This window comes from uncultured Slackia sp. (assembly GCF_934630525.1).
GTDB lineage: Bacteria > Actinomycetota > Coriobacteriia > Coriobacteriales > Eggerthellaceae > Slackia.
Genome location: NZ_CAKTVX010000007.1, coordinates 122,102 through 129,231, shown reverse-complemented (window position 1 = coordinate 129,231; position 7,130 = coordinate 122,102). Strand labels below are relative to the sequence as shown.

Genomic DNA, 7,130 nt, shown 5'->3' with positions numbered 1-7,130 from the left:
CTTGATTCAAATCGCTCGTATGCACTCCAACAAACGGCCCTTTGTTTCTCCCGCGAGAGACAAAGGGCCGTTCTTTATTGCGTGGCCGAAATGAAAACGACGAAACGGCCCGTGTCCAACCGCACTCATTGCGCTCAACCGGTCCCTTCGCGCCAACCGCAATGGTTATCCCCAATTGGACCTATTGTGCATTTTCGCACCCACTCTTATCGCGCCCGCCTGGTCGCCCTTTCCTGCACGCGCTTTCTGTGCGACTTTCCCACGTGAGCTTTCATAGCGAACGCCCAACCAAGCTATCGAAGCACTTGCTTAAACAGGCTTTTCCGCGCCCATTTCCACAACGCCCCCCACGAACTCCTCCATAACAAGTCCGAACGGGCTAGCTCGGCCCAAATCATGTCCTGATTTTGCTAAAAATGGCAGAGATTTGCGGTTGTGAACGGTCATAGCGCCCCAAAAAGGTCCCAAAAACGCTTCGCTTTAACAAAACCCCAGGTCACGATCTATTGCAAGAGGGCTCAGTGCGTTCTTCATCGTGCACAACCGCAAATTTGTGCCAAAAAAAATCGACAATTGGGACCAAATATCAAGCAGGAGCAGATTGCTCGATGAGATGACAAGCAGGCTCGATGCAAACTCGAAGCAAGTACGGCGCGGAGAAGGAAGGAAGAGGACGGAGAAAAGTAGGAAAAGGGGGAGGAGAAGGACAGAGGAACGAACGGATGAAGGATTCATTCATACATGAATGAGAGGATGAACGGGTAGACAGATGAATGGACTGACAAGCGGATGTGCGAATAGATGACGAATGGAGGAATTGATGTACGAGCAGATGGATTGATGGACGTGCGAACGGATGGATTGGTGAATGGGCGAAAAGAGCGGGGAGGAGAAAGGGGAGAGAAGAGATAAACAGTAATTACGCGAAGGCGGTATCAGCGCGCCGAAAAGTGTCAGCGCGGCAAACCTACATGCCGCACCGCGCAACATATGCCCGCAACTGCTGCAGGTCGTCACGCGTATCCACGTCGAACAGTTCCCACTCGCTTGAAACCTCGATGGTTCGAACGTATTCCGCATGCATTTTTGCCACGAAGCCGCCGCCCTTACCATGAGGAAGAGAACGGAGTTCGTCGAACGCCCAGGAAGGAAAAAGCACAGGCGCGCCCGGCGCGCCATCGAAACATGTACGCCAAATGCGCGCACTGGGACGCCCCGAAACATCTGTAACGCCGCACCCCGCAGCATCGCGCCACACGGCGTCATGCTCCGCGACGCAGGCGGCATCGCGCCCCGCGGCATCACGTCCAACAGCGACATCAACGCCGCTCTCCGCGGCATCGTGCTCCGTGTCATAGTCCTCCGCAGCATCACGCCCCTCAGCATCGCGCCCAGCAGCGCCGATGGCATCGCGCCCCGCGGCAGCGGCGGCATGGTGTTCAGCGGCAGCATCACGCTCAGCGGCGCGAAGAAGCGCGGCAATGCTCGCCGGGCGAATAAGCGGTTGGTCGCCCTGGACAAACGTGACGGTATCGCACCCGTCCATGGCCTCCATGCCCAAGCGCACCGTGTCGTTTCGGCCGGGCTCGTCGTGCAAAATCACCTTCGCGCCCAGCGTCTCGCACAACGCAGCCACATCGGCATGGCGCGTGACCACCACACGTCGATCGAACAAGCCATCGGTCGCTCGCACAACATGGCCAACAAGCGGCTCTCCGCAAAGCTCGGCCATGAGTTTATTGCCCCCGAAGCGCACACCCGCGCCCGATGCCATAACAATGCATCCGTGCTTCAATGTGCGGTTGTCGCCAGCGTGGGCCATAGCAGTATTCGCCTTTGCAAATTCAATGGTTGAACGGGCTCGATTTGAGAATTAATCGCAGGCCATAGTATAATATGGATAACTATGTCAACCTCAAGTAATGGGGCGAGAAACATTATTACCTTCCAAAAATACGAGCGCCCGCAAACCCTCGACGAGGCCTGGGAGCTCAACCAGAAAAAGCGCAATCGCATCGTTGCCGGCACCATGTGGATGAAAATGGGCACCCACTCCTTCGGCACCGCCATCGACCTGTGCGATCTGGGTCTCAACGAAATCGAAGAAACCGACGAAGAATTCCGCATTGGCGCCATGGTCACCCTGCGCCAAATGGAGAAGCACCCTGGCCTTGCCGCCTATTCCTGCGGCGCGGTGGAAGCCGCCTTCAAAGACATCGTGGGCGTGCAGTTCCGCAACGGCGCGACGCTCGGCGGAAGCCTGTGGCGCCGCATGGGCTTTTCCGACATCCTCACGGTTTTCCTCGCCATGGACAGCTCTGTCGAACTCTACAAGGGCGGCATCGTGTCCTTGGAAGAATTCGCGCGCATGCCTTACGACAAAGACATTTTGGTGCGCCTCATCGTAAAGAAGCAGCCGGGCGCGTTCGCATACCAAGCCGTGCGCAAGCAGCGCACCGACATCCCCTCGCTGAACTGCGCTGCGGCCCAAGTGGCGGGCGAGTGGCGCGTCGTCGTGGGCTCGCGTCCCGCGCGCGCCGTGGTGCTTCGCGATGAGCAGGGCATTCTCGCCAACGGCATTACCGAGGAAAGCGCCGCCGCGTTCGCCGACTATGCCGCCGGCACCGTGACCGTCTCGGGCAACATGTGGGGCAGCGCCGAATACCGACGCGCGCTCGTGCCCGTGCTCACGCGCCGCGCGCTTCTGGCCCTGAAAGAGGTGCTGTAATGGAAATCAAAATCAAGCTGAACGGAACCGTGGTTTCCGACGACGTTCCCGCCGATACGCTCCTCATCGATTTCGTGCGCGCGCATGGCTGCTTCAGCGTGAAGCGCGGCTGCGAAACCTCAAGCTGCGGTTTGTGCACCGTGCTCATGGACGACGAACCCGTGCTTTCGTGCTCCACGCTCGCGGCGCGCGCCAACGGCCGCAGCGTGCACACGCTCGAAGGCCTGCAGGAAGAAGCGTCGGAATTCGTCGGCTTCATCGCCGACCAAGGCGCCGAGCAGTGCGGCTTTTGCAACCCCGGCTTCGTCATGAATACCATCGCGCTGCTTCGCGAAAACTCCGACCCGTCCGACGAGGAAATTCTCGCGTACTTGAGCGGCAACCTGTGCCGCTGCTCGGGCTACGAAGGCCAGCTGCGCGGCATTCGCGCCTTCCTGAACAGCAAGCACGCGGAAGGGGCCAACCATGAATAGACCCGAGTACCAATCGGTGGGCAAGTCGGTCCGCAAGAAAGACGCGATGCAGCAGCTGCTGGGCAAGCCCCTGTATACCGAAGATATCGTGCGCGATGCGCTCGTGGTGAAGCTGCTGCGAAGCCCGCACGCCAATGCCATCGTCGAGACCATAGATACCTCGAAGGCGAAAAAGGTCGCCGGTGTGGTTGACGTTTTCACGTGGGAAGACGTGCCGAATGAGCGCTTTTCGAACGCAGGCCAAACCTACCCGGAAACGAGCCCCTACGACCGACTCATCATCGATCGACACGTGCGCTTCGTGGGCGACGTGGTGGCGATCGTCGCTGCCGAAAATGAAGCGGCTGCCAACAAGGCCCTCGCGCGCATCAAGGTTACCTACGACGTGCTCGAACCCGTCTTGGACTTCCGCACCGCCAAAGACAACCCGGTGCTCGTGCACCCCGAAGACAACTGGCGCATGCTGTGCGATTTGGGTGGCGATAACACGCGCAACCTCGTGGGCACCACGGCCGACGAAGGCGGCGACATCGAGGCCGTGCTGGCCGATTGCGATGTGGTTCTGGAACGCACCTACCACACCAAAGCCTACAACCAGGCAATGATGGAGACCTTCCGCACCTACACCGAGCTCGACCGCTACGGGCGCTTGCACGTGATTTCATCTACGCAGGTCGTCTTCCATGTGCGCCGCATCTTATCGCACGCGCTCGGCATTCCGAAGGGCCGCATTCGCGTCGAAAAGCCCCGCATCGGCGGCGGCTTCGGCGCGAAGCAGACCGCAGTGTGCGAGGTATATCCCGCATTCGTCACAATGAAAACGGGCCGCCCCGCCATGTGCGTGTACACGCGCGAAGAATCGCAGACCTGCGGCTCGCCGCGCCACGAGATGGAAATCACCGTGCGCCTGGGCGCGAACAACGACGGCCGCATTCGCGCACTCGGCATGACCACGCTGTCGAATTCGGGCGCCTATGGCGAGCACGGCTGGGCGACGGTCGGCCTTACCGGCCATAAGTCCATTCCGCTGTACACCGGCTCGCTCGAAGCGTTCAAATTCACCGCAAACGTGGTGTACACGAACATGCAGCCTTCGGGCGCCTACCGAGGCTTCGGTGCCACGCAGGGCCAATTCGCCGTTGAAACCATCGTGAACGAACTGGCCGAAAAGCTCGGCCGCGACCCCGTTGAGCTGCGCGAACAGAATATGGTGCGCGAAGGCATGAAGATGCCCGCGTACTTCGGCGAAATCGCCAACGCGTGCGCGCTCGACCGCTGCCTGGAGCATTGCGCCGAAATGTTCGACTGGAAAGCGAAATACCCCGTGCGCGACATGGGCAACGGCAAAGTTCGCGCTGCGGGCGTGGGCATGTCGATGCAGGGCTCGGGCATTTCCGACATCGACGTGGGCTCGGTCACCATCAAACTCAACGATGACGGCACGTACATGCTGATCATCGGCGCCGCCGACATGGGCACGGGCTGCGACACCATTCTGGCGCAGATGGTCGCCGAGCATATGGATTGCTCGGTCGACGATGTTTCCGTGTTCGGCGCCGACACCGACGCATCGCCCTACGATTCGGGCTCGTACGCTTCTTCCACCACGTACGTCACCGGCATGGCCGTGCAGAAGGCGTGCACGCAGCTGAAGGAACGCTTGTGCGCCATCGCCGCCGAAGCGCTGGGGTGTGACGCGAGCGAGCTGAGCTTCGAGGACGGACGCGTGGTGCGCGAGGCGACGGGCGAGGAAATGTCGCTCGTCGATGTGGCCACGAAAAGCCAGGTGAGCAATTGCCTGGCTCCCGAAGCCACCGCCATGCATTCTTCGCCCGTCTCGCCGCCGCCGTTCATGGTGGGCATGGCCGAGATTGAACTCGACCGCGAAACCGGCGTGGTAGAGGTGCTCAATTACGCGAGCGTCGTCGACTGCGGCATCCCCATCAACCCGGCGCTTGCGCGCATCCAGGCCGAAGGCGGCATCGTACAGGGCATTGGCCACACGCTCATGGAAGACGCGACGCGCACGCCCAAGGGTCGCATTCGCGAATCGAACCTGTTCACGTACCGTTTGCCCACCCGCCTTGACACGGGCCGCATTCGCGTCGAGTTCGAGAATTCCTACGAACCCACGGGTCCGTTCGGCGCGAAGTCGATTGGCGAAATCGTCATTAACACGCCGGCTCCCGCGATTACGCAGGCCATTTACCGCGCGACGGGCGTATGGCATCGCGAGCTGCCCATTCTGCCCGAGCATATCGTGCTCGCGAAACCCGAGGAGTAGGCATTCTAAGCGAGCTTTTGCACATATCGCCGAAAACCACGGCAATCATCGGAAGCGGCGGGAAATCGACGCTTTTACGCGCCCTGGCCGAAGAGCTCGCGACGGAAGGGGCCGCGGGCGCCGGATTCGCGGCCGCCGAAATTGCGGCCGACAAGCCTCAGGCAGGAAAATCGCCGAGCGAAGGCTGCCCGACCGAGGAAGCCGCAGGCAATAATCCGTCGGCTGATGGCGACGAGCCGTCAAGCAGGCGCCCCGCCACCAAAGGGGCCGCCACCGCTGGGGCAGGGCGGCGGGCGCGCGTAATCGTGGCCACGAGCACCAAAATGTTCGTGCCCGATTGGTGCCCGGTTCTGCTCGACGCAACAATGGACGAGGTGCAATTCGCGCTTTCGACGCACCCCATCGTCTGCGTGGGGCGCATCCATGGGCCAACGGGCAAGCTTGACGCGCCGAACGTGGCGTTCTCCGAACTGGAAGCCGCGGCCGACTACCTGCTCGTTGAAGCCGATGGAGCGAAAATGCTGCCCCTGAAGGCGCATGCGGAACACGAGCCCGTGATTCCCGAATGCGCGAAGCGAACGGTCTGCGTCGTGGGAATCGACGGCGTGGGCAGGCCTATTTCGCAGGCTTGCCACCGAGCGGAACGCTTCGCGCGACTGGCGGGCGCCTCGACAGCCGATGCCACAACGCCCGAAATGGTGGCGCGCGTGCTAGAGGCCGAAGTCCTGCACGATACGATTTTTATCAATAAGGTTGAATCCGACGACGACTGGCGGATTGCCGAGCGCATAGCGGCGCTCTGCACGACCCCCGTAGTTGCGGGAAGCCTTTGGAGGAAAGAATTTCGATGCTTGCGATAATTCGCGGAGCTGGCGATATCGCCAGCGCGATAGCGTTGCGCCTGCACAAATGCGGTGTTTCCGTCATTATGACGGAAGTCGAACACCCCTTGACGGTCCGCCGCACGGTCGCCTTCAGCGAAGCCGTTCGTTCAGGAAAAACCCAGGTGGAAGGCATCGTTGGCATACGTGCCGAAAGCGCCGACGATGCGCTGCGACGAGCACTCGAAGGGGTCATCCCCGTGCTCGTCGACCCGGAATGCTCATGCATTTGGCTTGAACCTGACGTGCTGGTCGACGCCATTTTGGCCAAGCGCAATGTGGGAACCGCCATCGACATGGCACCCATCGTCATTGGCATTGGGCCCGGATTCACGGCGGGCGACGACTGCCACGCCGTGGTCGAAACCATGCGCGGTCACACGCTCGGTCGCGTGTATTACGAGGGCTCGGCGCTTCCGAACACCGCAGTGCCGGGGCTCGTAGGCGGCTTCGCAGGCGAACGCGTGCTGCGCGCGCCGAACGATGGTACCTTCCGCGAAGTCGCTTCGATTCGCGACCACGTCGAGGCGGGACAAGCCGTCGCATACGTGGACGACGCCCCTGTTATTGCCACCCTCACCGGCACGCTGCGAGGCCTGCTTGCTGGCGGAACGCGCGTTACCAAGGGCTTGAAGTGCGGCGATATCGACCCGCGCGACGAAGTGAGCCATTGCGAAACGGTATCGGATAAAGGCTTGGCCGTCGCGGGCGGCGTGCTGGAAGTTATTCTTCATTTGAGCGACACGCTCACGAAAGCATAGACG

The 7,130-nt window shown here is 60.9% G+C and carries 6 protein-coding genes; 5 read left to right on the top strand and 1 reads right to left on the bottom strand.

Annotated features, from left to right (window positions below):
- Window positions 1-967 precede the first annotated feature (967 nt).
- Window positions 968-1,822 (bottom strand): NTP transferase domain-containing protein, encoded by an 855-nt coding sequence (locus Q0D41_RS07200; protein WP_294377325.1) that lies wholly within the window; start codon window positions 1,820-1,822, stop codon window positions 968-970.
- Between the two features lie 84 nt (window positions 1,823-1,906).
- Between Q0D41_RS07200 and Q0D41_RS07195 the strand changes: the two genes are divergently transcribed.
- The 5 genes from Q0D41_RS07195 to yqeB are packed head-to-tail and all read left to right on the top strand — an operon-like array spanning window position 1,907 to window position 7,127.
- A complete protein-coding gene (locus tag Q0D41_RS07195) occupies window positions 1,907-2,728 on the top strand; it encodes a xanthine dehydrogenase family protein subunit M (RefSeq protein WP_294377321.1) in 822 nt (273 codons plus the stop codon).
- On the top strand, window positions 2,728-3,201 hold the full coding sequence (locus Q0D41_RS07190) for a (2Fe-2S)-binding protein (RefSeq protein WP_294377319.1): 474 nt from the start codon (window positions 2,728-2,730) through the stop codon (window positions 3,199-3,201). The genes Q0D41_RS07195 and Q0D41_RS07190 overlap by 1 nt, the downstream gene beginning before the upstream one ends.
- Window positions 3,194-5,485, top strand: coding sequence for a xanthine dehydrogenase family protein molybdopterin-binding subunit (locus Q0D41_RS07185; protein ID WP_294377315.1), 2,292 nt, complete (start codon window positions 3,194-3,196; stop codon window positions 5,483-5,485). The genes Q0D41_RS07190 and Q0D41_RS07185 overlap by 8 nt, the downstream gene beginning before the upstream one ends.
- Before the next feature lie 17 nt (window positions 5,486-5,502).
- Window positions 5,503-6,345, top strand: a complete 843-nt coding sequence (gene yqeC, locus Q0D41_RS07180) for a selenium cofactor biosynthesis protein YqeC (protein ID WP_294377310.1) — start codon at window positions 5,503-5,505, stop codon at window positions 6,343-6,345.
- Window positions 6,333-7,127, top strand: a complete 795-nt coding sequence (gene yqeB / locus Q0D41_RS07175) for a selenium-dependent molybdenum cofactor biosynthesis protein YqeB (RefSeq protein ID WP_294377308.1) — start codon at window positions 6,333-6,335, stop codon at window positions 7,125-7,127. Before yqeC ends, yqeB begins: the two co-directional genes overlap by 13 nt.
- Window positions 7,128-7,130 lie beyond the last annotated feature (3 nt).

What these genes read in the sequence shown, in the direction of transcription:
- Q0D41_RS07200 (WP_294377325.1), bottom strand. Translation starts at nt 1,822, where the DNA reads ATGGCCCACGCTGGCGACAACCGCACATTGAAGCACGGATGCATTGTT.
- Q0D41_RS07195 (WP_294377321.1), top strand. Translation starts at nt 1,907, where the DNA reads ATGTCAACCTCAAGTAATGGGGCGAGAAACATTATTACCTTCCAAAAA.
- Q0D41_RS07190 (WP_294377319.1), top strand. Translation starts at nt 2,728, where the DNA reads ATGGAAATCAAAATCAAGCTGAACGGAACCGTGGTTTCCGACGACGTT.
- Q0D41_RS07185 (WP_294377315.1), top strand. Translation starts at nt 3,194, where the DNA reads ATGAATAGACCCGAGTACCAATCGGTGGGCAAGTCGGTCCGCAAGAAA.
- yqeB (WP_294377308.1), top strand. Translation starts at nt 6,333, where the DNA reads ATGCTTGCGATAATTCGCGGAGCTGGCGATATCGCCAGCGCGATAGCG.